This window comes from Dietzia massiliensis, from assembly GCF_018390595.1.
GTDB classification, from domain to species: Bacteria; Actinomycetota; Actinomycetes; order Mycobacteriales; family Mycobacteriaceae; genus Dietzia; species Dietzia massiliensis.
Map to the genome: position 1 here is coordinate 1 of NZ_JAHBAV010000184.1, position 454 is coordinate 454.

Below are 454 nucleotides of genomic sequence, written 5' to 3' on the forward strand. Positions count from 1 at the left end.
GTCCATGTCTTCGGTGCGGATCTGCACTTCGACCGGCACGCCGTGCGGGCCGATCAGCGAGGTATGCAGCGATTGATAGCCGTTGGCCTTGGGAATGGCGATGTAATCTTTCACTCGCCCCGGGCGCGGTTTGTACAGGCTGTGCACCTGGCCGAGCACGCGGTAGCAGGTATCGACCTCTTTCACGATCACCCGGAACGCGTAGATATCCATGATGGAATGGAAACGCTGTTCTTTGAGATGCATCTTGAGGTAGATGGAGTAGAGGTGTTTTTCCCGCCCGCTGACGCGGCAGGCGATGCCGGCTTCGGTCAGTCGCCCTTCGATCTCGGAGAGGATTTTTTGAATCATCTCTTTGCGGTTGCCGCGCGCGGCTTTCACCACTTCCTTGATCACGCGATAACGGTTCGGATACAGCGCCTCGAAGCCCAGCTCTTCCAGCTCGGTCTTCAGG

Annotated in this window: 1 protein-coding gene; it reads right to left on the reverse strand. The window is 57.9% G+C overall.

Going from position 1 to position 454, the window contains the following annotated elements:
* The coding region (locus KHA85_RS20205; RefSeq protein ID WP_498039902.1) for a RelA/SpoT-related domain-containing protein at nucleotides 1–454 on the reverse strand (454 nt) is incomplete at both ends.